Source organism: Bacillus sp. FSL W8-0519, from assembly GCF_038005585.1.
GTDB lineage: Bacteria > Bacillota > Bacilli > Bacillales > Bacillaceae_G > Bacillus_A > Bacillus_A paranthracis.
In genome coordinates this window covers 1-24,907 of sequence record NZ_JBBOTL010000003.1, presented here as the reverse complement: position 1 = coordinate 24,907, position 24,907 = coordinate 1, and the positions used below count along the sequence as shown (strand labels likewise).

The 24,907-nt window shown below is 37.4% G+C and carries 34 protein-coding genes; 2 read left to right on the top strand and 32 right to left on the bottom strand.

Annotation, left to right across the window (positions count from 1 at the left end):
- Positions 1–547: 547 nt before the first annotated feature.
- The 27 genes from NST14_RS30000 to NST14_RS29870 all read right to left on the bottom strand — a co-directional run bounded on the left by NST14_RS30000 (position 548) and on the right by NST14_RS29870 (position 19,426).
- On the bottom strand, positions 548–1,369 hold the full coding sequence (locus tag NST14_RS30000) for a GH25 family lysozyme (RefSeq protein WP_341119537.1): 822 nt from the start codon (positions 1,367–1,369) through the stop codon (positions 548–550).
- Positions 1,370–1,372: 3 nt separating this feature from the next.
- A complete protein-coding gene (locus NST14_RS29995) occupies positions 1,373–1,582 on the bottom strand; it encodes a hypothetical protein (protein ID WP_341119535.1) in 210 nt (69 codons plus the stop codon).
- 2 nt (positions 1,583–1,584) lie between these two features.
- Positions 1,585–1,866 (bottom strand): hypothetical protein, encoded by a 282-nt coding sequence (locus tag NST14_RS29990; protein ID WP_341119533.1) that lies wholly within the window; start codon positions 1,864–1,866, stop codon positions 1,585–1,587.
- A gap of 53 nt (positions 1,867–1,919) precedes the next feature.
- Positions 1,920–2,390, bottom strand: a complete 471-nt coding sequence (locus NST14_RS29985) for a hypothetical protein (RefSeq protein WP_341119531.1) — start codon at positions 2,388–2,390, stop codon at positions 1,920–1,922.
- Positions 2,390–2,689: a hypothetical protein gene (locus tag NST14_RS29980; RefSeq protein ID WP_341119529.1), complete on the bottom strand. Its 300-nt coding sequence runs from the start codon at positions 2,687–2,689 to the stop codon at positions 2,390–2,392. Before NST14_RS29980 ends, NST14_RS29985 begins: the two co-directional genes overlap by 1 nt.
- An 11-nt stretch (positions 2,690–2,700) precedes the next feature.
- Positions 2,701–3,474 (bottom strand): hypothetical protein, encoded by a 774-nt coding sequence (locus tag NST14_RS29975; RefSeq protein ID WP_341119528.1) that lies wholly within the window; start codon positions 3,472–3,474, stop codon positions 2,701–2,703.
- A 15-nt stretch (positions 3,475–3,489) separates the two neighbouring features.
- Positions 3,490–5,586 (bottom strand): glycosyl hydrolase family 28-related protein, encoded by a 2,097-nt coding sequence (locus tag NST14_RS29970; RefSeq protein WP_341119526.1) that lies wholly within the window; start codon positions 5,584–5,586, stop codon positions 3,490–3,492.
- Positions 5,587–5,598: 12 nt separating this feature from the next.
- Complete coding sequence (locus NST14_RS29965; RefSeq protein WP_341119524.1) at positions 5,599–6,339, bottom strand: DUF2612 domain-containing protein; 741 nt, start codon at positions 6,337–6,339, stop codon at positions 5,599–5,601.
- Complete coding sequence (locus NST14_RS29960; RefSeq protein WP_341119522.1) at positions 6,332–7,519, bottom strand: baseplate J/gp47 family protein; 1,188 nt, start codon at positions 7,517–7,519, stop codon at positions 6,332–6,334. Before NST14_RS29960 ends, NST14_RS29965 begins: the two co-directional genes overlap by 8 nt.
- A gap of 3 nt (positions 7,520–7,522) precedes the next feature.
- Positions 7,523–7,882: a hypothetical protein gene (locus tag NST14_RS29955; RefSeq protein WP_341119520.1), complete on the bottom strand. Its 360-nt coding sequence runs from the start codon at positions 7,880–7,882 to the stop codon at positions 7,523–7,525.
- Entirely contained in the window at positions 7,879–8,385 is a 507-nt protein-coding gene (locus NST14_RS29950) for a Gp138 family membrane-puncturing spike protein (RefSeq protein WP_341119519.1), read from the bottom strand. The genes NST14_RS29955 and NST14_RS29950 overlap by 4 nt, the downstream gene beginning before the upstream one ends.
- Entirely contained in the window at positions 8,382–9,209 is an 828-nt protein-coding gene (locus NST14_RS29945; protein ID WP_341119518.1) for a phage protein, read from the bottom strand. Before NST14_RS29945 ends, NST14_RS29950 begins: the two co-directional genes overlap by 4 nt.
- The gene (locus tag NST14_RS29940; protein WP_341119516.1) at positions 9,206–9,514 is read right to left on the bottom strand and encodes a phage baseplate plug family protein; all 309 of its coding nucleotides are present in this window, start codon (positions 9,512–9,514) and stop codon (positions 9,206–9,208) included. The genes NST14_RS29945 and NST14_RS29940 overlap by 4 nt, the downstream gene beginning before the upstream one ends.
- Before the next feature lie 8 nt (positions 9,515–9,522).
- A complete protein-coding gene (locus tag NST14_RS29935) occupies positions 9,523–9,942 on the bottom strand; it encodes a phage baseplate protein (protein WP_341119515.1) in 420 nt (139 codons plus the stop codon).
- A gap of 14 nt (positions 9,943–9,956) precedes the next feature.
- Positions 9,957–10,256, bottom strand: coding sequence for a hypothetical protein (locus NST14_RS29930; RefSeq protein WP_341119513.1), 300 nt, complete (start codon positions 10,254–10,256; stop codon positions 9,957–9,959).
- Between the two features lie 238 nt (positions 10,257–10,494).
- Positions 10,495–12,627 (bottom strand): hypothetical protein, encoded by a 2,133-nt coding sequence (locus NST14_RS29925; RefSeq protein ID WP_341119512.1) that lies wholly within the window; start codon positions 12,625–12,627, stop codon positions 10,495–10,497.
- A gap of 227 nt (positions 12,628–12,854) precedes the next feature.
- Positions 12,855–13,109 carry a hypothetical protein gene (locus NST14_RS29920; RefSeq protein ID WP_341119510.1) on the bottom strand — a complete coding sequence of 85 codons (255 nt, stop codon included), beginning with the start codon at positions 13,107–13,109 and terminating at the stop codon, positions 12,855–12,857.
- A gap of 32 nt (positions 13,110–13,141) precedes the next feature.
- Positions 13,142–13,540, bottom strand: a complete 399-nt coding sequence (locus tag NST14_RS29915; protein WP_341119509.1) for a phage structural protein — start codon at positions 13,538–13,540, stop codon at positions 13,142–13,144.
- Positions 13,541–13,564: 24 nt separating this feature from the next.
- Complete coding sequence (locus NST14_RS29910; RefSeq protein ID WP_341119508.1) at positions 13,565–14,569, bottom strand: DUF3383 family protein; 1,005 nt, start codon at positions 14,567–14,569, stop codon at positions 13,565–13,567.
- Positions 14,562–15,062, bottom strand: coding sequence for a phage neck terminator protein (locus tag NST14_RS29905; RefSeq protein WP_341119507.1), 501 nt, complete (start codon positions 15,060–15,062; stop codon positions 14,562–14,564). The genes NST14_RS29910 and NST14_RS29905 overlap by 8 nt, the downstream gene beginning before the upstream one ends.
- Positions 15,059–15,412 (bottom strand): hypothetical protein, encoded by a 354-nt coding sequence (locus tag NST14_RS29900; protein WP_341119505.1) that lies wholly within the window; start codon positions 15,410–15,412, stop codon positions 15,059–15,061. The genes NST14_RS29905 and NST14_RS29900 overlap by 4 nt, the downstream gene beginning before the upstream one ends.
- Before the next feature lie 10 nt (positions 15,413–15,422).
- Entirely contained in the window at positions 15,423–16,049 is a 627-nt protein-coding gene (locus NST14_RS29895) for a hypothetical protein (RefSeq protein WP_341119503.1), read from the bottom strand.
- Positions 16,049–16,348 carry a head-tail connector protein gene (locus tag NST14_RS29890; protein WP_341119501.1) on the bottom strand — a complete coding sequence of 100 codons (300 nt, stop codon included), beginning with the start codon at positions 16,346–16,348 and terminating at the stop codon, positions 16,049–16,051. The genes NST14_RS29895 and NST14_RS29890 overlap by 1 nt, the downstream gene beginning before the upstream one ends.
- A gap of 3 nt (positions 16,349–16,351) precedes the next feature.
- A complete protein-coding gene (locus NST14_RS29885; RefSeq protein WP_341119500.1) occupies positions 16,352–16,582 on the bottom strand; it encodes a Rho termination factor N-terminal domain-containing protein in 231 nt (76 codons plus the stop codon).
- A 57-nt stretch (positions 16,583–16,639) separates the two neighbouring features.
- Entirely contained in the window at positions 16,640–17,494 is an 855-nt protein-coding gene (locus tag NST14_RS29880; RefSeq protein WP_341119499.1) for a P22 phage major capsid protein family protein, read from the bottom strand.
- A 13-nt stretch (positions 17,495–17,507) separates the two neighbouring features.
- The gene (locus NST14_RS29875) at positions 17,508–18,176 is read right to left on the bottom strand and encodes a DUF4355 domain-containing protein (protein ID WP_341119498.1); all 669 of its coding nucleotides are present in this window, start codon (positions 18,174–18,176) and stop codon (positions 17,508–17,510) included.
- A 107-nt stretch (positions 18,177–18,283) separates the two neighbouring features.
- Positions 18,284–19,426, bottom strand: coding sequence for an HNH endonuclease (locus NST14_RS29870; protein WP_341119497.1), 1,143 nt, complete (start codon positions 19,424–19,426; stop codon positions 18,284–18,286).
- A 144-nt stretch (positions 19,427–19,570) separates the two neighbouring features.
- Here NST14_RS29870 and NST14_RS29865 point away from each other — a divergent pair, with 144 nt between their 5' ends.
- The gene (locus NST14_RS29865) at positions 19,571–19,714 is read left to right on the top strand and encodes a ribbon-helix-helix domain-containing protein (RefSeq protein ID WP_341119496.1); all 144 of its coding nucleotides are present in this window, start codon (positions 19,571–19,573) and stop codon (positions 19,712–19,714) included.
- Between the two features lie 9 nt (positions 19,715–19,723).
- Here NST14_RS29865 and NST14_RS29860 read toward each other — a convergent pair whose 3' ends face one another.
- The 4 genes from NST14_RS29860 to NST14_RS29845 are packed head-to-tail and all read right to left on the bottom strand — an operon-like array spanning position 19,724 to position 23,979.
- Positions 19,724–20,650, bottom strand: a complete 927-nt coding sequence (locus tag NST14_RS29860) for a phage minor head protein (protein WP_341119495.1) — start codon at positions 20,648–20,650, stop codon at positions 19,724–19,726.
- Between the two features lie 10 nt (positions 20,651–20,660).
- Positions 20,661–22,031, bottom strand: coding sequence for a phage portal protein (locus NST14_RS29855; protein WP_341119494.1), 1,371 nt, complete (start codon positions 22,029–22,031; stop codon positions 20,661–20,663).
- 14 nt (positions 22,032–22,045) lie between these two features.
- Positions 22,046–23,275, bottom strand: coding sequence for a PBSX family phage terminase large subunit (locus NST14_RS29850; RefSeq protein ID WP_341119493.1), 1,230 nt, complete (start codon positions 23,273–23,275; stop codon positions 22,046–22,048).
- On the bottom strand, positions 23,272–23,979 hold the full coding sequence (locus NST14_RS29845; RefSeq protein ID WP_341119581.1) for a hypothetical protein: 708 nt from the start codon (positions 23,977–23,979) through the stop codon (positions 23,272–23,274). The genes NST14_RS29850 and NST14_RS29845 overlap by 4 nt, the downstream gene beginning before the upstream one ends.
- Positions 23,980–24,369: 390 nt before the next feature.
- Between NST14_RS29845 and NST14_RS29840 the strand changes: the two genes are divergently transcribed.
- A complete protein-coding gene (locus NST14_RS29840; RefSeq protein ID WP_341119492.1) occupies positions 24,370–24,549 on the top strand; it encodes a hypothetical protein in 180 nt (59 codons plus the stop codon).
- A gap of 47 nt (positions 24,550–24,596) precedes the next feature.
- Here NST14_RS29840 and NST14_RS29835 read toward each other — a convergent pair whose 3' ends face one another.
- A complete protein-coding gene (locus tag NST14_RS29835) occupies positions 24,597–24,845 on the bottom strand; it encodes a hypothetical protein (RefSeq protein WP_332869283.1) in 249 nt (82 codons plus the stop codon).
- Between the last annotated feature and the right edge of the window lie 62 nt (positions 24,846–24,907).

The following is a 24,907-nucleotide window of genomic DNA, read 5'->3' as shown; positions in this document are numbered from 1 at the left end:
AGCGGTGATATCGCTTTGATAAATGATATTTCGTGCTGCTTGCTCAATATGCCAATTCTTTTTTGCAATTGCGTATAGTTTTTTGCATTTTGGACAAGGATGGTTAAAAAAGATTACGGAGGAGATTCATGTGTGGGGTAGAGGTATTGGAAGACACAAAACAAAGTTAGCTAAATTTATAGCTAACTACGATTATTCAATACAGGAGTTTTCCAAAGTTAGTAAAGTGAACAGAAATACGTTGGGACAGTTGTGTAATGATAAGGATTATGTACCTTCTCCAACTACCATGCAGAAGATCATGAAGATAGTTAGAAAACATGAACCAAGGAAGCAAGTCACTGACTTTTGGACTATGTAAAACGATAATACCGCTATTACCGAAAAAGACATAAAAAATAGCCCTACTTTTGCAGTGGACTTGTTTGTTAGCTATAAGCGCGCTGTACGCTATTAGCTATATGCGGTGGATATGCTTTTGTTTCCTGTACATAAAAAGTATTTTCCCAAATAAAAAAAGCCGCCCAATTAAGGACGGCTTTAACAATTACTTCACTTTGATATACTCGTAAAACCATTTTCCACCTGGTCGAGTATCCATCCACCAAGTAATTTTATCTAATTCTGTATTAGGTAATACTTCTGTTTGTAAGTACGCCACACCAGTTAAAGGATCAGATACAACCTTTCCTTTAATTCCACGCTCATTCATAGCATTTAGAACTTCTTGGGCCATTGAAATGCCAAAACCTCCTGATTTAACATATTGGTAACCACTATTGGCAATATCTTGTTCTGGCTGTTTCTCTTCTGTAAACCAAGCTAATGATTTGCTACCAATTAGAGAATTTAAATCACACTTCCCGATACCAGGAACATTACCTGTTTCAGTATACTGCCAAATATCGCATGGATAAGCTGGCTTATTACCTCCATAACGTGGAATCCATACAAAGTCACTCTTTACATTCGCCATACCAAAAGGCGCATACATATGATGGCCAACATATAAGCCGACTTTCCCTGCACCTAATCGGCGTAATTCATCGATAAATGCTTGTGTACCAGCTCTCATATCATCCATTGTTTTTACTTCTACATCAGCCACCCAAACCGTAGCGCTCTTATCACCACGGTTCCAGAAATCTTGTGCTTCTTTCTTTGCATCAGCAATGGAAATAAATCGGCAAAATGCATAGTTACCAAATGGAATGCCATGTTGCTTCATGGCTTGTACATATCCTTTATATAGTGGATCTGCGTAATTTGAACCGTCTTGCACACGAGCAATTACAAAATCCAAGTACTGTTTTGCAACTGGCCAATTAATATTCCCGTTCCATTTTGAAATATCTACAACGTGACCCATTATTTACCCTCTCCTTTTTTTATCTTGATCAGCGAACCATTTACCTGCGTTCGGATTCGAAATGACACCAGCAGCAGCTAAAATAAAGAGCAGTATATCCACGTACTCTTGATAACGCCCTAAATTAAAATGAGGGACGGTATCCATAAGGACCATCCCTAACAGTGCGAATAATGCCACCCACAAACCACGATTCTTTAATTTCTCTTTCATAATCAACCCATCTCCTTTTCTACATTATCTAAACGTTTATGGGCTTGCTTGGAACTTTCTTCTACCCTTGTAATACGCTCACCCAGCACAATCATCTGCTTTTCATTCGCCTTTAAATCAATGCGGATATCATCCACACCTTTACTGATGTACTCTAATTTCGCGTTTGTTTCTGCCCCTTGTCTACCATCTGACTTAATCTCTTTCGAGCGATTCAGTGAATAAGACATATACCCTATAAACGCTGATGCGATTGCAATAAGAACTCCTACTTCAATTGTCATTTCCTCACTCCTTTAAGCAAAATAAAAAGCCCACCATTGTGCGCTTGATTTGCTTAATATGAATAAATACCTCTTCCACGATTTCCTAACATAGGAATCTGGTATCCTCTTTTCTTATTGTCATACGCGGAATTGCCATCGCCATTTATTATCCAATCAGACCATATTTCTACCCACGATCTCGCTGCTGGATTCTTACTGTTGTTTACAGCTGGTGAAGTCATCCCTGTGACTGTTACGTCTTGTTTTCCTATCAAAGAAGCAGGTATAGAAAATTCGCCTAAATAATGAGCGGATTCTTTTTTTGTTACTAAAATCTCATCTTGTCCTGAGTTTGTCGCCGCTGAATATATCTGATTCCCCTCGATTTTCAAGGTGAATATTTCGTCAGCTTCATTAAAATCTCCAGATAACCATATTTTTACTTTACTGTCTTTGGTAATAGTGCTTGTCAAAGTGACGGGAGTACTAACAGCGGCACCGTCAGAAGCGTAATCTTGAGAAAGCTCTGCTACCTTATACATTACATTTCTACTCCGCTAATTGTCACTGCAATAGCATTTGCTGTACCTTGAATACCTGTGATTAAATCACCTGGTTCCAACACGCTTGATAAGGCAAGTACAATAGTTTCATTTGGTGGAACACTTTTAGCTGCAAGAATTTCAGTGCCGTCAAATAAAATGGTAACTGTCGCTGATGTACCAGATGTATTCGTAAGTGTGATTTCTTTCGCTATGGTTGTTTTTCCTAATACAGCTGTAGCTAATGTCGCTGATGTTGTACCTGGTTTGTTATTATATAACTTTTTTGGTGTAACCATTGTATCCCTCCTTATATACTCATCCAATGCATGACTTCATTATTTTTACTTCTTGTTTCATTATCGTTTGCTTGCGACTTCACTTCATTGATTGCTGCTACAATAGTGGTTTTAACTGCAGTTGTTAGTCCGGTTAAAATACCTAATTCACTGTCTAGTTCATTAATAGCAGAAACCAATGTGTTTTTTGCTGTTGTAGTTAGAGTAGTTAAAGAACCATGTTCACCATCTAATTCATTTACCGCTGCAACTAATGTGCTTTTGGCTGTCGTTGTTAATGTGGTGAGAGTTCCGACTTCGGAATCTAATTCATTGATCGCAGCTACAACTGTCGTCTTTGCTGTAGTAGTCAATGTACTTAATACACCTAACTCCTTGTCCAACTCATTGATTGCTGCTACTAATGTAGTCTTATCTGTTGTTGTTAACTCAGACAAATTTCCAAATTCTTTATCTAATTCATTAATAGCTATTACTAAATTAGTTTTCGCTGTTGTTGTCAATGTTGACAAAACACCTAGTTCTGCATCTAGTTCATTAATTGCCGCTACAATTGTTGCTTTATTTGTTGTCGTTAAATTAGCAAGTAACCCTACCGCATCTATGTGTGTCGCTTTCTCCTGCAACTCTTTTAACGCTTCATACGTCCGATTGAAAAACCAATCAAAATAAGAGGCTGGCGGCCTTTGTGCAACCTGCCAACCTGTATCTTTCAAATCTTGAGGCGGTTCTACACCTTTATCATGCCACTCAGGAAGTGGGTTGGTGAATTTTCCTACGACCAAAATACCCTCTCCTTTCTAATTGTAAATTCCATACGGTTTAAACAATGCGCTCCAATCTAAAAATCTCCATGTTACAGTACCATCTACAATACCTGATCCCGTTCCACTAGGTCCGTTAGTTCCACTAGTACCTTCTAAAATACATTCAAAGACAAGTCCACCTTTATTAACTTGTTGACCTAGCGTGTAATTTGTCAATGGTGACCAACTGATACTACATGCAATTCCCGACTGATAACATATCCACCCTAATGAATTTCCAACAGTGGGCGGTTTAGTTGATTTAACAATGTCGTTAGCTCTCCAAAAACCTTCTTTAGGTTCTGACATTCCATAACTTTCACTAATCCACCTTATCCCGTTAGGAGCATCTACTTGTTTATAAACCCTCCCGTACTTTACATCTTCGATTATTGATCCAACTTTCGCTTTCAATTGCAATAATGAATTTTTCGAACAACCATCTACTTGCATTTTGATATAACACGGACCTTCTAGATTTATATAATCTTCGAATATTGATTTGCTATTTTTATCTAATACATTTATTGTATTATCCGAAATTTGCAACTGATCTGTTGCATCATCTGTAGTTAAACCGCCATTGTAATAGTTTATGGCTTTTGATAATAGGGCTGTCTGTCTATCGTCAATAAATGTATTATTAATAACTTTGCTAGCAAAGTACTTAGGAATTCCAACAAGTTGTAGACCATCTGCCTTCTTGATTTGTCCAGGGTTTTTAATGGTGTTACTTTCTATAATTAATCCCTTTACGATAGAACCATTTGCCGAACCACCTAATTCCAAACGAATACCACCACTTATAGGATTAACAATTGTATTTCCGCGAATAATCATATTATCTATTTCATATAAGTGACCATTTCTGTACATAGGAACTAGTAAACCGTAAAATTTTTCTGTTGGATCATCTTGACCTATGTCTCCTTCAAAATTTGTATAGATCAAGTTGTTTGTTATTTCGATATTGGCTAATAATTTTATCCCCCATATCGGCCAAAAAGAAATACCGTTGCCACCTAATTTTAGCGACATCCCTTTTCTAGTCGGACTTAGATTTATCAAATTGTTTGTTATTTTAAGATTTTTCACCTGTACATCATCGCTGAACCAAGGCATGATTCCAACTTTAACATCTTGAAATGTATTCCCATCTACAATTACGCCTTCGAAATCGCCGTTACCAATGATTTCTTTATCATTAACAATGAATATACCTGAATTATATCCATCAACTATATTCCCGCTGCATATAATTTTATTTCCATGCAGTTCGATTGCGGTGTTGGCAAAGGCAGAACCTTTTAATATATTATTGGATATAACTCCTCCTAGCGCCCCGAAATATATTGAAGTTCTGTCATATGAAATGCTTGGAGATATTTTTGTATAATAAATTCTACAATTTTTAACATTACCACCGATTATTTTCCCTGATGTAATTTGCCATACACCACAGCAATCTTTGAAAGTTATATTATCGATATTTATGTCCTTACATTCTTTGTGTCGATGCCATATATATATGGCCGCTCGGTAGTTTTTACTAGTTTCGTTAGGTATGTTAGTCATCGGATTTCCAGTAGTGTTATCGTCAATGGTGAAATCCTTTAAAGTGACATTGTATAAATCTTCACTATTATTCAACAAACTATGATAATCACCAAAATTATCAGATATTTTCAATACACCGCTACCTGCAATAGAAACTTTTGATTTTAAAACCAATACCTTTTTCGATACACCGTCGTCAGTACAAGATTTTAGCAAAAATACTTTATCATCTGGTAAGATAATTGTACCGCCGTTCGGTAAAGACGCTACATAATCAATAGCTTCCTGTATAAACGGTCTATCATCAGCGACTCCATCCCCTTTTGCTCCAAAAGTCATTACATTAAAGTAATCCTTTTTATGAACCGCATTTTCTTGCAATTCTTTAATAGCTTCATAAGTTGTATAGTGAAGGAAGTTCATATATTCGGCTGGTGGTCGTTCATTCTTTTTCCATCCTTCATCTATTTTACTAAGTGGGGGTTCAATTCCTTGAGCGTTCCAACCGGGTAATCTTCTTTCAAATTCTGCCATACATATCCTCCTTCACCAAGGTTTTAATACTTCTTGTGTCCCGTCTTTGAATGTATTCATTTTAAAATACCCTCCTAGCTTTCCACCTTGTCCTTCTTCGTAATTTGCAAATCCTGTTTCTTTATCCATTTGGCTATCATTTGTACTACTGAAATAAAAATCTTCAGGATAGAAAAACTCATTAGATACAAATTGACCTAGACCAGAAACACTATCTATTTGTATTTCATCTTCATAGTCAGAGAACATGAAAGAACCCACAAAGTAAATGTCAGCATGAACACCACATACGACTAATTCGTTTACGATGTATCCGAAATCTTCAACTGCTATCCCTAAATTAAGGACAAACTCCATGTCGATTTCAATATACAAACCGACTGGTTCTCCAGCCTTCCATTTTTCTCGGATTCTTATATGATTCTTTTCTACACCCAAAATAAAAGACAAGAATCGTAGAATAGTTGGAATGGTACCATCAGAGTTATTACGAATAATTCTCGCTTTTATAAGCCCTCTGAAAGTATCATCATCAAATCCCATACGATCTTGCCCTATGTTGCGTCCTATATAATCAAGCGTTACTCCTTCTACTTGATCTATATCTCGCCAATCATGTATTTTGTTTAGTAAATCTTCATTTTCTTGAATATGATGTGCTGCTAACCTCATCATTTTTGAAACATTACTGTTATCATCTCGACGATAGTTATCTGTTATTCTTTTAATTAGTTTTTGATATACACTAGTCAATTTTAATCACAACCCTACGGTAATCCGTTGTCGGCACTTGCAATCGGTCTGTTTTAAAGTTTAAACTGTTCCATTTCACACCATCTTTTGATAGCTCTACAATACAGTCTTTCACACCAGGTATAGTAGAAAAGATATTTGCTGTAATCTTCCCTACAACAACCGTGTCTCCCATGCTTAAACCGTTGTACGTAACCCCGCTACTATCAAGTCCACCTATATATTTGATAACCTCTTTTTCAATCATCTTCTTACCCATAACGATTGCAGGGAATTCTCCGTCACGTTGTACAGTAACTCGTACATACACTTTAATTTCTTCAGCTCTACTGAATCCAATTGTATGCTCGTTACCTGCTTCATCAATTATTTCAAATGTTTTTTCGCCAAACGATCTTATTCCTGCTGGTTTCTTTTCTAATAATGCTTTTACAATCTCGGTATCCTCACCGCCATAAACAACAGCTTCAAATGAATGAGGGGGACGCCCGTACGTATCAGGGGAACTGTCTGTATTTTCAAAGACTACAGCCGTTCGTATTCCTGGTACTTCATTTAATAATTTTGTACGAATACCTTCCACTGTCGATGAGTTTGTAGAAAAGGAATTTGCGTACCTTCTACGGAATTCAATATCTGTTTCTTCCTCATTTCCGTATAAAGTTTGCATGGGATTAGTAACAGAGTTTACACCAACCGCTGGCGTAATGATTTCAGTAATGGTATTTGGCAATACATTCCCTTGTGTCCCTGGTATTAACGCTTTAATTGGAATGTCGATAATACCATCACCATCTTCATCTCGAATAAAATCAGTAGTTATAAATTCGATATTATCCTTTGTAGCGACAATCGTCCCTTTATTCACTGATATTCCTGGTTCCACAGAGAATCTAACTATACCCATCGCAGATTCAGCTCGATTTCGCTCCATTCCACGATTTTTAGCAGTATAGTCTAAACTTACTCCTTCAGCAGTAAAGTAATATGCACTATAATATATCTGTTCTGCTTGTTCGTTTTCTTCTGCTCTAGCAAAAGCAATGTTTTGAATAAACAATCCCAACGGGCCACGCTCTGATAAATTAACATCATTCCCCCATAACTTACGAGCTTGTTCTTCCATTTCCGTAATAAAATCAGCATACCGCTTGCGTATAAATCCTTGTGCAGTTAACACGCATTACACCCTCCCTTCTAATGTTTCTCCTGTTTCTTTTTTCGTGAATTTGAAATCGACAGAAAGCTTACGAATTGCTTTATTGTAGTCAAATGTAATGTCTTGTAAGTTTTCTACACGGTCATCTTGTAAAGCAGCTTCAAACAATGCATTTGTTACAAGTGCTTCATCATACTGTTTTGCTTGTACAGTCGTACGATCAAAACCATGACCATTAGGATTTAAAAACCATGAACCTTTCGCTGTTTTAAATGTTACAGTTACAGCCTGCACAAGTTCATCATCATCATGGACCATTTTGAAAGAGTTCTGTCCATCTAACTCAAGATCATTATTAGCAGGGTTAATGTATAAGTTTTTCAAAAGTTAGTCCCTCCCGGCTGTAGTGGCGTACCGTTCACATCAACTGACCCTTTTAAGCTGATGTTTCCATTAATAACAACATTCCCTCCGCCAATAGTAAACGTCGCGCTACCGGACTTTTCACCAACTACGAGTTTATCTGTATCTGTTGCAGGTAAATCATTTGTAAAAAGGTTAATCCCACACACTACAACAGCATCATCTACCGCGAGCATACGCTGGCTTGCAGGGTTGTTAGCCTGATACATAATGTTATCTATTTCCCTTTGCACAAAGACTACTAACACAGTATCTCCACGTTTATATGGCATTCTAATAAAGAACTCTGCGGTTTGCTGTATTCCAACTGGCACGGATTTAATAAGAGTGTCACCAGGAAGCAGTTTTACATCGGCTTTCGATTTGATAGGATCATAAGTAACTATCTCTCCAATCGCGCAAGTATTTAAGCCACCAACCATGTTCTTTTTAAATTTCTGAAAAAAGTCATTTGCTTCTCTCATACTGGATACACTTCCATTTCGGTAAAGTACGTGTTTCCGTTTGCTTTATGCCTACCCTTCTCCACTCGAAAAATGCCATTAGCCGTTTTTGATTTAATTTGAAGAATACTATCTGTTGTAATTCGGTGGTGGAGTAAAGATACTACCTTAAACCCCTTCATTACAATTTTCTTTTTACTCTCATCAATACCGACTTCATAACTACTTTCCACTGGTGAAGGTGTACCGATTAATCCATGTTCTTTGTCCAAGATAAAACCAATTCTATCACCGTCAAATTTATCTCGAATAAATATGCTTCCACGGTTCACATGCATTTTCGCTCCACAATCTTTTGCTACTTCGCCAATTGCTTGGCCTAGCATTGTTTTTACGGTTTTAGCATTCTTGTACACAATATTTATTGGCAAAACAAATGACCCAATCTGCAATCCGCTCATGCTGATTAGGTCACTTAATACTTGTTTTCCCGTTATATTTTCTGCATAGGTTTTATCCACCCACTGCTCCATCCATTTATCGTTCACATCAATCACATTAATCTTTGTAATTTTATCCACGCCACTCCATTCAGTACGGGGATTTCTTACAAACCCAACTAAAACAGCCCCCACATCTGATTGATACCCTGCATTTAAAATAACGGGTTGCCTATCTTGTATGCTATTAATTGTTGAGTCTTTTAAGTTGTATATCTCAATTTCAGATATATTCGGATCAGCTCCATCATCAAATGGAACATCAAAATTTATAGTAAAGTCTTCATTTTTAAAGACTGTATTGCCTATAATTACTTCATATTTGCGCCCCCATAACATACTCATAACAATCCCCCTATCTCTAATAACACGGTCTTACCGAAGTTTTCAAAGGTGACTCGTGTTTCAGTACCGCTATTATCTTTAGGAGTGACTGTTACTTTTGGAAGTCGCTTATCATTCAGCGCATAAAACAACGGTAAATCCAAAACTACTTTTTCTCCAGCGACAATAACCTGCCCATCTTTTTCAATACCAATTGTGAAAAAGTCAAATCGTTTATTGTAATGAACCTCGAATGTAAATAATTCTTTTGCTAGCTCCATTTCAAAACGGTATGGAATCTCTTCTTTTGTAATTTCAATATGCACTTTATCACCTACCCTGTAGGTTGTTTACGTCCTGCTGAAGACACCGCTTTTGTTTGCATCGCTTCAGCTAAAACAGACGGTTTAGCAATCCGCACTGCCACTAAGGTCATGCTGAATTTTAAACCGCCTTTTACATCTACATCATGTGTAGTATTAAAACTTTCAATAACAACGTTGTACCACCCATTCCGGTACACATAATTCAATAACTTACCTTGCTTTTGATACGAAATTAATTTTAATAATCGTGCTGCAGCATCAGGTCCAGTGAGAACCCCGCTTAAATCCATTTTATCTGTTTCTCTTTCTACATGATCTGCAATAGATTCTCCAGACTCAATTGGATGTTCTGTTACTTTCACCCCGTACTTAGGATTCTCACTGTAAACTGTATCTAAAATAATGTCACCTAGCTTTGCTTTTGGCACAAGACCACCTACCTCTATGTTGCTAGATTCATGTCATTCCAAAACTCTTCTAATGCTTTCTTTGCCGCTTCTTTCGCTTTTTGTGCAATTGTATCCGCACTATCTCCACCGCCGTTAATATGGATAACAACTTGCGGTGAAAATGCAGCATTTGAAGAACCACCACCGCCACTACTTCCACCAGACGGGCCATCTTTTTCAAGATTTAACGTTGGTCTTGATCCAGTTGTTCCTAATATTCCTGCATCACGTAAAGCGTTAGATTGCCGTGCGGTTAATACGGCTTCATCTTTATGAAGTATCGCTCGATACAATTTGTTATCCTAAAGGCTTTTTATCCTCTAGTTCTTACACTTCATATTAGTGCAAGTTCAGCGTACGTTTTCATCCTCATCTTTCATGTTAGGATGTCGGGCACTCTTGGTAGGATTATCGCTCCCTTATCGCTCACCTACTACGCGTTACAGTGACGAGTGGTGTTCTCGTTTACCTCGGCATTAGCATCTCAGCCTTTTACCGATTTTACCCGATTTTTCAAAATAGATTTCTCTATTAAGCGGCTATACAATAACCGTCGAACGGCACTTGTGCAAGACCTGTAGCGTGACTTCCATCCGCTCCACCGCCACCTAACCAGGATGGCAATGACGGAAAACTAAATGACGGCATCTTAAAGCTGGTTATTTTACCAACAAATCCATCCCAAGCACTTTTTGCCTTATCGATGAAGTTTAACAGCGGGCTGAAGAAATCCTTGATAGCTGCCCCGGCACTACTCATCGCATCACTTATGGCTGTTTTTATAGAATCCCAAGTGTCCTGTGTTGATTGTTTCACAGAATTCCATTTATCAACTATCCCTTGCCAAATTTCTTGTGCCTTGTTAACAACCTTCGTTTTTGCTTCATCAATCGCAGTACCCACATATTCCTTCACGGCATTCCATTTTTCCATCGTATCGGATTTTATGGATTCCCACTTTTCTTTTAAACTAGCCCACAATTCAAGCGCTTTTGCCTTTACTGTATCCCAGTTTAGATAAAGTAGTACACCTATAGCAATCAGAGCTGCAATAGCTGCAATGATCCATGTAATAGGGTTTGCCCACATCGCGGCATTTAATCCCCATTGAGCAATTGTCTGCATCAATGTGCCTGTTCGCCATGCCATCATCAATGTATTTATCACACCGATGATTTCCATACCTAACATAGCTAACTTAAATGCCCCTACACCAGCCGCTAAACTAATCAGGATATCAGAAATCGGACCCCAATTGTCTATAATGCTTATTCCTATATCGGATAGCATTTGGAAGAATTCTTGCACTCCCTCTGACGTAGCAAGGAAGTTTGTTAAATTATTGATTAAACCAAGCAATTGCTCCCCTAGTGGAGCTAAAGCTATACCCACATTGACGATGAAATCAACTAGGTTCCCTAATATTTCCATCAAAACAGGGCCATTTGTTTTAACATACTCAATGAAATCTTTAAATCCTTGTGACTCTCCTACACTGGCTGCCCAAGTCTTAAACTTCTCAGTTAGGCTCAGTAAACCTTGTTCCATTTGCTGTCCTAGTGGCGTAAATGCTTGCAGTAATTCGAAAATACCAGCAAATGTATTACCGAATATATGCGCCCAGTTATAAAGGCTACTAGATGCCGTTGTGCTTAACCATTCAAAGAAGCTATTTAATCCGCCACCAGACATGTACTTGTTCAACTCTTCTAACAGTTGCGTAAACACAGCACTTACATTACCGATTGTAGGGGCTAAATTCGTTAATGTAGCTTGTGTTAACTTTAACCCTTGGTTGAAAGCATCGAATATAGGATTTTCAAATTGCTTTGTGAAGTCTCCCCAGAACGATTTAAATTCCTGTAATTGCGTCAATGCATCCTTTTGTGACTTACTCATATCATCGTAAACTGCCGCAAGTTCCTTCTGTGCCGCCAACTTTTCTTTTGCGGTATCTGCATTTGCTATTTTTTCTTCGAGTTTGGATACTTCATCAGCTTTTTCAAATAATTGACCAAGTACAGAAATAGAAACAGCACCAAATGCAGCAACTCCAATACCTGCCGCTGTAAATGATGCACCTAATCCTAATATGCCTGCTACAAGTGGAGCAATAGCAGCCGAACCAACTGCGGTTAATGCTACAAGTGCGGTTGTAATGAGTCCTATTTTTAAAGCTGACGTTTGAGCTTCATCGCCAACATTATCTACTTCTCTCGCTGCGCTTTGAGCTGCCCTTTCAAGTTCTCGCATGGATGCACTACCCGTTGCGCCCAATACCACAATTTGTGTCGCCGCATCATTTGCTTGATCTCCTATTTCATCAAGTGCACGGCCTGTCTGGTCTGCTTGGGTTTCAATTCCATCAAGCATTCCATCACCAACGGCTGCCAACTCTGCAAGTCCTGCTACTGCACCTTGCGCTTCATCACCGATTTCATCAATGGCATTTGCTGCACCATGTGCTTCTGAAGATATTTCATCAAATGCTGCACTACCAACTGCTGCGATTTCAGCGAATTCAGCCATTACCTCATCTATTTCATTGCCCATTTCTTCCAGGGCATCTTCTATATCATCAACATCTCGTTCTATTTGATCTAAGACAGCTGTATTTACATTATCAAAGTCAATACTGACTAATAACTCGCGTAATGATCCCATTATTCACGCCCCTTTACTTTGGGGTTTTCGGCATATTCTTTTTCGCGTTCTTTTCTGTTATGCCAATCGCAGCTAAAGACTCCATAACATCCTCTGCATCCCATGTTTTCACTTCCTGGGGACTAATGTTATAGTGGGCAGCAATTATATGCGCCCACCAAAACCTAGCTGCTCTTTTAATATAGAGCTTGTCAACATGTTCAATGCCAGCAAGCTCTCGTAATTCCTTATTTTCCTTGTTGAAATCGGATAGCTGATAACACCACATCATCCAGTTCAGCTGAATCCTCGAAATCATCAAGTGTTACTTTAGGTTGTACAACAATATTTTCTAATACTGCTGCATAAAGAGATCTACGTTTACTCCCTTTGTTTTCATCAACCTCATCCATAATATCTAACCAAGAAGAAGGTGCTACCTTTTGGAATACAAATTCTTTCTTCCCAACTTTACTAGTATGTTTCTTTTGCTTTGCTGCCATATTATAGGCCCCTCTCTATTTTTATTTATCTATTAAACTGCTGAATAATCAGCTACATAAATCGGAATTTCTACACCACTTACTTCTGCTCCGAATTCTTGAGTTGGTGTTTTGAGAATACGACACTCATTTCCGCCAGCTTTAAATTTGCTATCATTCGCATCGATAACTTGGACTGGGAAGTTACGTTTTTCTGTTGATAGTTTACGTAAATGCGCTAATGAAGAAGATGTATGCTTTAATGTAATTGTAATTGTTGCTGTATTATCAGCACTTTCAGCAAATGTCACATCACCATGCGCCCCAACATGAGGAATCACGTTATCTTCATTTTTTTCACAGTTTACAAAAGTACCATCCATGAATCCGACCATAAACTGACCATCCACAATGACACTTACTTTCTTTGGATCATAAGAATCTACTGCCATATTGTATGAACCTCCTTAGAGTGATTAAAGTTTTAATACACCATTGATTTTCACGTTCTCAATTGCACCAGCAATCGTCGCTTCCCATTTCACATCAGGAAGAATTCTTTGTGCTTTATCGTTTGTACTTACCTCTGCACGATTTGGAGCAGTAATTGTATAAAGTGGGTTTCCATCTAAATCAGTAGCAATAATTCCTTGATTTACACCCATCTTCAACGTTTTTTCTACTTCTGCTACTACTAATGCAATACCAGCATCCGTATATGGAATTTTAGGAGTACGCACTAATAACCCGAATACATTTTCCGTCATTCGAGCTTTTAAGAAATATTGTCCTTGCAGAATATCGATATACTCACCTGATGTAGTAACACCCTTTGAAGTAATATTCACACCACCCTCAGTGATATAAGTTGATGCATTATTTGTTTCAATCTCTCCAATTGCTGTCACATCGTACTCAGCCGAGGCAATTCCATTTAGTGTTTTAAATGTCCATGTGTACGACCCTACTTGTTGTGGCGCGCATACACCCACCCAAGCTGCTGCTGGATATGTTTCTGGAGCAGGATGCACAAGAATGACAGTATTTTGCGAGTTTAATGTTTTCGCCAGTGTTTTGTTGACTGTTGATGCAAAATAGAACTTTTCTTGTGTGTTAATCCATTTAGAAAGTTCCGTAACAACTGGATCAGTTTGATTAGTGCAATGTAAGTAAAAGAAATCATTGTGCTTCTTCACTAATTCATTTAACTCTGAGCTTAAATCTGTTGGTATACCCGTCTCAGTGTAAGTAACACCTAGCACAGCTAACTTCTCTGGACGTGGCGCTTGTCCTAAAATAGCCGATGCCATTTTATACGTTTCAGAATTAGTGCCATAATCGGTGCCAATCCCATCAATTTCCGTATATTCTTTGTAATCTAGCTTCTTATCTGTAGATAAAATAAGCGGTAAACCAAATCCTTTTTGGCTCACCGCTTTTGTTTGTCTCGTGATAGTTACACTAACGTAACGATTACCCATTCGAGATTCCTCCTTCTGTTATCACAGCGCTATCAATCCACTCAATATCTTTTAGCTGCTGGTGAGGTATTCTTAAAATCACATCAAAACCGTTTCTGCGCTCATAATCTTCTATTACAAATGCATCACGGTTAATAACATCGGTTTGATCTGCAACTGCTACACCGATGCTTTGTAGTACATCTACTCCAGCAAAAGAGAACCAGTCATATATTTTCTGCGCTAAAGTAACAGAATCGTCATCATCCATCGCATAAGCAGTAAATGAGATAGTAGTTTTGTAATCACTTAATCTCTGTAACTTATATTCACCATTGATAACAACGCCTGTTTCTTCTGCTTGTCCGACTGCTTTTCCATATGGAGTAGTTAATTTGTATGTTGCATGTGGCACTTTCGGTCTTTCTCCCATTTGATCAGCCATAATAATAGGAGCCCCACAATGTTTTTTTATAGCTGGGATTAGAACGGCTCTTAATTCTTTCACATTCATCCGTCTATCCCCTTTGCATAGTACATATATACATCTGCATAATCTTCATAATCTTTATTCGTATCGATGGTATACATTTGCTTTTTATATTCAATCTTCTGCCCTATTTTTAACGGTGCTAATGTGTAAATCTTGCGGTCTTTTCTCGTATAGGTACCATTTGCTTCCTTTTGCAATTCATCCGTTGTAAGAGGAAGAATGATGCCTATCATGTGCTGTGGTTGTGCTTTTTCACCTGGAATCCATTTTCCATTATCGTCATAATGTCCTTTTGTTTCCTCAACATGAACAATAAATGACACCTGGAATTCTTCTACAAAATCAGCAAATTGAAATGCTTTTCCACTCATTATTCACCCCTCACTCCACCTCATGTCGGATGGCCCCAATCATGCGACCAGTATCATGTAGAGGATTAGAAGAACCTTTTACGTTTTTTGTAGATGCAGCATTAGGCGGACTTTTTACAGTCCTAGCATGACGTTGTATCATGCCAGCGAATTCCATACCAATCATATCTACAAACACATCAGGATCAAGACGTAGATTAACTACATCGTCTAAGAATGATTCGATTTTGTCTCCGATTTTATCGACGTTACTATCAAACCCTGTTCGAATAAATGAACGTTCTGGAATCGTAACCGACCTCATAAGAGCAAACACAGGCTTTATATTACCGTTATCAACTAAAGCCAAAACACCATTACTTCCATCTTGAATCCCTAGTGCTACTAGCCCCGGGAAGTCAGAAGCGCGTTTGTTTTTCGCTTCAGGAATAAGGGGAATCGTTAACCACTCACCTTTTTTCGGCAATATAGTGGTACCAAACTCATGTACTGCAGCAATAGTAACTAGGTCTGCATCATTCGGATATTGATAATTATCTTCACCATGAATGCCGACTGTAATTTTCTTACGGCCTAACTTTTCCAATGCCCTCTTAATACGATTGGTATTACTCGTACTGCGAATAGTTACGCCCATTATCTAAACCTAACTTTCCGATATGGCTTTAACAAGCGATGAACCTCGTTTGTTGTACCACCCTCAAAGAAAGATTTAGACATATCGCCAAGGGATTGGCTTTGCACGTTAGAATTTTCTTGATAAGACCTAACCATCTTTGCTACTGCTTGTTTTACACCACTCGGTAATCCTTCTAGAAATTCATTCCGGCAGTACTTTTTTACGTAATCAATCGCATCTTCAAGAGCTACTTTCAAATAATCGTCCTGCTCATTACCAGTGATTTTTAGTCTAATTTTAAGTTCATCTAACTCCATGAATTATTCACCACCTAAAAGCTCAATTAACTCATCACGATTTAAATTACTGTACCCCTTGAGCCCTCGCTCTTTTGCTAATTCTTTTAATTCAGATACAGTTAAATCATTCAAATCGACTTGTCCTTTTTGTGGCTCGTCAATAGATATAAAGTCTTCATACCTTAGCAATCGACTTCCGTGTTCTTCCGATACACACCAAACGTGACCCGTCTTATTATTTTGAATCCACATCATATCAACTCCTAAAAAGAGAATAAGAGAGCTATATAAGCCCTCTTATGATAGTTTTTATGCACGTTTTGCACTTAATACCGCTAACGCTTCTGGGCGTGTTACCTTTGCACCATATAAGTGAAGACCTTTCACCGCATCAGCAAAGCGCTTCTCAGGACGGTATCCCTCAACTTGAGTTGCTTGCTCTGCATAAGACCAAGCGATATTATGACCAGCAATAATTTTCGAGTTCTCAGTTGCACCTGTTCCTGCTTTTGGTGTGTTGTTAGATTTTAATACAAGGAACCCAGCAGCTTGTCCGATTACACCATTTAATAAACGCTGATCAGAAGGTAAGTTTCCTGCTTTTACAAAACGGTCGTCCTTTAGCATCATACCTTCGTACCAAGGTGGAAGAACAACCCATCGACCTTGTTCCGGTACATCTGCTTCATCTAATTTCACTGATAAATCTACAAGGTATTCATATGCATCGTTTTTAGTTGGAACAACCGGCGTAGTATCGTCACCAATTACATGAGCAGCTTCTACATAATGAGATGCAATAAATTGATCCGCTTGATTTCGTAAAGCGTAAGCGGCTTCTCTCATCGCTTCATCCATTAACTTAGGATTTTGCTGGATTTTATCAACATCATCAATTTGGAAGTTGAAGAATTTAGATTGATCAATAACAAGACTACGAGTAGCGTCTGTTAATGTTTCTGGATCACTCATATTTCCGTTCTTCGTATAATTGCCAACTGTTACTTTACCAATGTTGTTGATTTTCACTGTATCACCAGCAGATCTAATCTCACCTTCATAATCACGATTAACAACTCCTGGTTGTCCAAATACTAATGTCTTCTGTAAATTTTGAAGTAAACGAGCACTCCAAATTGTTGGGATAAAATTATTAATTGCCATAGCTTAACTCCTCCTATTGTCCTTTTAAGTAGTTTTCAATCTGCTCCCAATTTGCATTAATTTCATCAGGAGACATTTTTTCAATAGCTTCTTTTGTTAATGCTTTCCCTGGGGCACCTGGTGGTTTTGGATCACGTCCACCTTGTTTAAACTTTTCTTCAACTGCTTGCTGTACAGCTAACGAAAATACTTCCTCAAACGTATCAAGACCCTTAATTGTCTTTTCTTCATCACTCCCAATAAAGTAGTCAACTAATTTAGTAGGTAACCCCTTTTCGGTAGCAATAGATAACGCTTTGTTTTTAAGAGTCTCTTTCTGTTTTTCTGCTTCTAATCGTTCAAACTGTTGTTTCAGATTACGTAATTGTTTTTGGTCTTCAGTTTCAGCAGGGAAACGTTTTGCGATTTCATCTTCAATCTTTTTCGGAAGTGTTTTAGTCTCATATGTTTTAATAGCATCCGTCACTCGTGTATCAGTGAGTGATTGCAACCACTTCTTCCCATTATCATCATCATTTACAAACGACTGAACCGCTTCAAGTGTTATTTGTAGTGGTTCTGGGCTTGGTTCTGGTGTTGGTGTAGGGTTTGGCTCCGGACTTGGATTAGGGTCACTAAAATACTGCATGTTCCCCAATCTTAAAACCGGCTGATACATTTTTTTATATAATGATACTTTCATTTCGTAGTAACCTCCTTGCCCTCCATAGTTACCTATTCAGTCCCTATTGAAGTTCAATGTTTTTTAGCAGTTTAACGTCATGCTTAGGACAAAATAAAAAGCACCCGTCATAGGATGCTTAACTGTTGAGATTTATTTTTAGTGTTATACCCAATCCATTTATGAATTTTATCAAGTCGTTTTTGATCAAAAAATGATTGGTTAAGATACCATTGTTCTAAATCATTGATATATTTACTGTTATTGCATGAACAACAAGCAGGGATTATATTTTGTCTTGTATAACTCCCACCTTTTTTCAGTGGAATAACATGTTCTTGAACTAACTCCTCATTCCTTCCGCAATAAGCACATTCGTGATTGAAGTATTCAAGTGTTTTATCCCATATTTCGGCATTATAATATTGTAGTGAATGTTTTTTTCTTGTTCTTCTTTTTTGGTTGTTTATCTTTTTCAGACGTTTCCTATTTCCTGTTTTTTCGTATTTCCGATAGCATTCTTTACACATATGGTAATGTCCGTCTTTCACTGATGAACACGAATTGAAGTTGCTATATGGCAATTCATTAATACAAACAGTACATATTTTGTGACCCTCTTTAACTTCATATACCTTGTTCGGTTGTTTGACACCATATGACTTTCTTCCTGAACAAATCTTACAATGTGAATGTAAACCGTCTTTCTTAGTCTTATCTGAAGTGAAGTATTCTTCTGTAGCTGGTAATTCCTTCATACATAAAGTGCAAACTTTGAAACCATCTTTCTTAGCTATAAAATCAGTTTCTTTAAATCTTGATCCCATGCACACTTTGCAAGATGATTCGTAACCATCTTTTCTCTCGCTTCTTCTTCTAAAATGAACTGTGTCCATTGGTAATTCTTGTTTGCACTTAGAACAAACTTTATACCCTTCTTTAGCTTTATTCATTATGTGCATTTTACCTATACCGAATTTACCACCATTACACTTCTTGCAACAATAATAAAATCCATCTTCGTATGCTTTTGAATTTGTGAAATAAACTTTATTAGCAGGGAACTCTCTTTCGCATATAGGACACAGTTTAAGTGTTTTTCCCTCTTCCGTAGTTTCTTTTTCAAGTTCGTACCCTCTGCACTTTTTACATACATGTTCTAGCCTATCTTTTGCTGTATTATGTTTACGAAAATGAATGGAATCAGCAGGAAGTTTATTTTTACATTTGCGACAAACTTTCATTTCTACTTCAATCGTGTTATTATTCAATTGTCAACATCTCCTTGTTAGGTGTTGGTCAAAGTCTTGGGTGTTACCGCACCGCAAGGCTTTTCTTATGTCTTAATTATACAATAAATGTATTGCATGTACAATAAACACAAAGTATAATCTTAACTAAAAGGAGTTGAATTTATGCGCAAAAGAATAACATTTTCACTACCAGAAGAAATGATTGAACAATTAAAAAGAATATCGGAACAAACAATGATACCTCAAGCTCGATTAGTAGAACAAGCGATAAACCAAGTTATTGAAAAATATAACAAGTCAAAATAATGGCTTGTTTTATTTTTTTACCCTTTCTTTCTTCCAATCTTCAAATGCCATCTTCTCTAACTCTTTATGATTAGGTTTTTCAACCCTCTCAATAGAGAAAGTCAAGAAACAGCGGCAATTGATATTTTCAGAAGGTGCAACCCCTAATTGCCCTGGTGCAGGTCCTGTTCCGAGTTTCCCAACAAAGTTTTCTTCAACGGGAATCGTTTTATTATTTAACATGCGGTGATTCGCAATGCCTTTTTTATTTTTAGCAGGACGAACACGTTCATCTTCTAATGTGTTCCAAGTTTTAAGTGTGATAATTCCATTCTTCCGCGCATGATAAGCCGCGTCTAATTTCCCCGCCTCTTGTACTCGATGCCCTTCTGTACGAACAATACGAGTAGCTTTGACAACATCGCCTTCTAATGAATCCTTTAAGCGTTTTGCCATTTTAGCATATGTCTCATTCTCCTGTAAGCCTTGCGCGACTTCCTGCTGGATTTTATGAATAATATCTGCCCGGTTCTTTTCTAAACGAGCTTTCAATGTTAATCCTGCCACTGGATTCTGTAGCATTGCAGTAAGTGATTCTGGTCTCACGGATGCATATCCTAGTTTGGTACGTGTAGTTGTTTCCACGCCCCATGCTGTTAGGTAGTACCCATCTTTATATACTTCTCCTAACACTTTAGTCATTTGTTTACTGACTTCTTTATGATTAACTCCCATAATCCAGTTAATCCGTTTGTTCAGCTTTTTCAGCCGATCATATTTGAGCATTTCTTCAAGCGTTAACTCTCCGTTTTGCTCATACTTTTCATATTGCTCTGCCATCAGTTTTCTAATCTCAACTAATGTTTTCGCATATTGACGAGCAATAGCCCGTTCTGCCTTTTTAATTAATTGACCAATACGCCGATTAATCAGTTTGAAGATTTCAAACAGGTTCATATCTAATCACCTACTCAATTTCTTCTTCATTGTCATCTGGTGGTAAATTATCTAAATCGATAGAACTCTCTTTTTCTTCTTCCATTAACTGCAGCTCATAGTCTACATCATCGATATAAGGTATTTGCTCCAAAACTGTTCTGTCGCTATGAATACCTTTTAATTTTGATGCAAAATCAGCAACATATAAGAGATCAATCGGAAGATTCCTCTTAAACTCCCAGAACACATCTAAATAGTTGATATGAATCTCTTTCTTTGTCCATGCACTACAAAGAACTTTAAACTGTTCACGTAGCCCTTTTCCGAACTTACGTGCTTTTGTTCCAGCTTTATTCTCAAGTTCGATAAGTTTCCACTTACGACTTTCTCCTGTTTGTGCAGCACCGGAAAACTTCTCATCGGCCATATCAACAGATGCAGAGAACTTGTGTATGTCTTCATTTAAGTTTTTTCGGTTATTTTCTACAAAGGTATCATTGATATTTTTGGTGATAAAGTCTACATCGCCTTCTTCAGGGACTTCAAAAGCGCCTGTTTGCTTTGCATTATCAATAACTTCCTTGTCAACTGTTGTACCTTTAAATTTCATATACGCATTAGCAAATGTTTCTATTTCATTAACTGAATCACTACGATTCTTGTCATACGCATCAATTAAAGCTTCTACCTTTTCGAAATCGCCCTTCTCTTCGTTGTTGTTTTGGAAAAGGATAACTGGCACGTAATTAAACATGTGTTCTTTTACATCTTTATTATCTTCCTGATCTGCAACGAATTTACCATCCTCATTCTCAATGAAAAAGTAGATGTTTTTAGAATCATACCACTCTACTTTCGTGCGTTCTTTTTGTTCATTTCCTACTATTATAGGAACCGTATAGTACCGGATAGCATGACTAATTTCATTTTTATCTTGGATAAACACAACTTCCCAAGGATTTAGATTCATAACTCTCTCAGTTCCACTTTTATCAACATATAAAAGCCTTGCAGCATAACCACAAATACTAATTAATTTCCCTAACTCGCTGTCTAAATCATCGATAACATTAAGCGTATTAAAGTTAGCAAGATGACTAGTAAATGTTTCATGCTTTTTCTCATCATATTTCATCTTATCAATTTGATATGAAATCGGTTTTCCAAACAAATAACCAACTGATTGATTAATAATGTATCCTCGATAATCATGCGGTAATTTATTATTTGGTTTCTTCGGATCCGGCATTAGGCGCTTTTGTATTTCCAATCCCTCTTGGTCATAACGGTTGTACAAACTTAAAGTAGTATTTTTTGAAGCAGAATGCAGTTTAATTATTTCTCTAATCACATCACTGGTTGGATTATTAACTGACTTTCTAATAGTTGACCTTCTCATTATTTCACCTCACTTTAATATAGGGATGGCACTGCTTTCGCTTTCTTTTGCCCACTCTTTTCTGTATAAACGGCATATCTTACTGCATCTAATACATCGTCCCATTCTTTTACTGGTTCGCCCGTGCGTTCATTCCACACATACATGAAAACTTCTTTTTTAAACCGTTCTACACGTTGTGTAACTGCTTTAAACTTTTGCAACTTTATATATTTAGCTACTGTTTCAATGCCAGAAAGAACGGATTTATCAGCATTTCTCGCCTTTATCCCTTCTCTTTTGAACCTCTTTACATGCTCCGGTCTTGCCGTATCGCAATAAAAAAAGATGTTACCATAGCGTTCTTTCACACCTTTGGCCACATCTACCCAGTAATCTATTTCTTCATGTTGCTGTGCATGTTCTTCTAAAAGATATAAGTTTTCTTCTACATCTTCACCAATAACAACGATGGACCCGAAATGTTCATAGCCCCAATCGACACCAGCAAAGTATTTCGTGAATTTAACATCCTTTAGTTCAGTTTCTTCTATATAATGTACATCCTTATTGAAGTCTTTATATACAACTCCATCAGCACTACACCATAGACCCTTTATGTTACGATCATAAAACATCCCGTCAGGAGTAGAAGCTTTAATACGTTCTCTATATCTTTCGTTTAAAAATGTATTATCATCTAACTCATATTGAAACGCCTTAATTGTTACGCTGTCATCTTTATCAATGTAATCAACCTTCAGCCAATGTTCAGGATGATCCGGGTTCGTATCAACTAGTATTCGCGCACCATCACCACTACAGCGTGATTTAATCTCATCGAATACATCCTTATGAGCAAGAGAACCTTCATTCACATAAGCTCCATAAGCAGTCATACCACGAATAGTATCTAAATGACTTATCTTAGAATGACCAGTGCAGCATACCAAAACTCCAAACAATTTAAATCGATTGTATTTATCCATTTGAAAATCAATACCATATTTGTTTGTAAGTTCAATAAGTACGTTCTTTGCTAATGTACCTAACGATGCACCAGCAAGTATATACTGCGGTAAATCTACACCTTCATTATCAGCAATTCGTCTCACTCGCCTCAACTCAGCAAGGAATAAATCATTGTTTAAGATTGTTTTACCAGTACGCTTTGCTCCGTGTTGTATTAACATGAAGTAATCATTATTGTAAACGTAATCCAACACTTGTTGTTGCTTCTCGTTATACAGTTCGTTCATACTCATTTCTTAAACGCACCTTCTAACTTGTCCAAGTATTGACCAATCTTATCTTCAGCAGGATTTTCAACTTTTAATTCTTTTCTAATCTTATCTATTTGAGCTTGCATTAAATTTAGTTTCTTTTCATGTTCTACCTTTTGTAATTCTAACTTTTCTCGTTCCATCTGAGCTTTGTTAATACGCGTCTCAATCTTCGAAATCATATCGAGCGCCTTATTAATAGCTTCTACATAGAAGTCATCTTTAAGATTATATTCAAAAGCCCCATCCGGGACGATAGCGACACCTTTTAATCGATGTTCCTTTTGTTCTTGAATTAACTTAGCTAATTTAAAACGAGCAACCTGTAGCTCTTGCTCTTGCCCTTCGATATCTTGAGATAAGTCAAACAGTCGTTTATCTGATGAAGATAAATGCTCATAAACAACAGTGGCATATAACCCGTGAGTTACTGCATTACCATTCCCTTTTGGTGGACCATGCCCCACTGCATTCTTATTACCCCATTTAGGATTCTTATTACCTGAATTGCCCACCGCATTCTTATTCCCGATGGGTGCACCTGTTTTCTTGGTTTGGGTGCATCCTTTTTCATCATTTGGGTGCACCCCTTTTCGATTCCAACCATGCCTTTTTCTCCAGGACTTAATCGTATTAATACTAACCTCATATTTCTCAGCTAGTTCTTTATACTTCATACCTTGCATGTAATCTTCTTGAGCTAACTCGTGTTTTTGCTTAGTCACGTCACACCACCACACCACCTCTATATTAATAGGAAGGAACTTATTTCATTCCACACCTTTTATACAATCTATCTATACTAGTGAGAAACGTCTTACGCTTCATCACAGGCAGGATAGTCTCACCATTCACGATCTTCATGTAATAAGAAAAAGAGACCTTCAAATGACGGGACAATTGCTCATCCGTCATTTCTAAATCTCTCTTCGCTACTGCTATTTGATTTTGGAATTGTTGGTTATTAATATCTACCACCTCACGCTAATCGCTTTGTAAAATAAAAAGCATCCACTATATGAACGCTTCGTGTTATTATATTTAAGCTATATTAATTCAGATTGTAGGTGAAACGAATGGAAAACAAACAACCTGAACAAAAGTACGATCTAAGCAAGATATACACGTACAAAGAGTTCCCTGACAAAATCAGCGGTCGCTGTGATAATTGCGGAAATACCGCATTCAAAAGTTCCGTTAAAAATTTCATCTATTTAAGAGAATGCCGTAAATGCGGCATGAAGAAAAGTATCTAGCCCAGGTAGGGCTTTTTTCTTTATAAACTAAAAAAACAGCAGATTCGCTACTGTAATTGTTCAACTATCTCTTTAAATAACTGATGTCCTTTTTCCGGATATCTTTCTAATCCACCATCAGCAAAGTATTCACCTTCACTATTTATCATTTCAATTAACACTTCACCCTTCTCCCAAACCTGCAAAGAGAATGCTACACATGATTCAAATTCTTTTAACGCTTCTTCTCTGTCTGTGGTAGCTAACATAATATCTGTATCTGCAAAGTCCCACATCACAACTGTATAGATCAGCATGAAATCACCTCAAAAGAATCTTATTTTAAAAAATCCATAACGAAAACTAATTTATGCAGGGG